The organism is Neisseria sp. P0001.S005 (genome assembly GCF_051963715.1).
Genome location: NZ_JBQCTZ010000882.1, coordinates 1 through 320, shown reverse-complemented (window position 1 = coordinate 320; position 320 = coordinate 1). Strand labels below are relative to the sequence as shown.

Annotated in this window: 1 protein-coding gene; it reads right to left on the bottom strand. The window is 60.0% G+C overall.

Annotated features, from left to right (window positions below):
* Positions 1-320: NADH-quinone oxidoreductase subunit NuoB (gene nuoB, locus ACTHSP_RS23335; RefSeq protein ID WP_440347158.1), on the bottom strand; the 320-nt coding region annotated here is incomplete at both ends.

Here is a 320-nt window from a genome sequence, read left to right as displayed (position 1 = left end):
TCCGCAGTCGGCGGACAACCCGGCACATAAACGTCTACCGGCACGACGCGGTCGGCACCGCGCACAACGGAATAAGAGTAGTGATAATAGCCGCCGCCGTTGGCACACGAACCCATAGACAATACCCAGCGCGGCTCGGCGAGCTGGTCGTATACGCGGCGCAGGGCTGGCGCCATTTTGTTGGTCAGCGTACCTGCCACAATCATCAGGTCGGCCTGACGTGGGGACGGACGGAAAATGATACCGAAACGGTCAAGGTCATAACGCGCCATACCCGCATGCATCATTTCCACGGCGCAGCAGGCCAAGCCGAAAGTAAC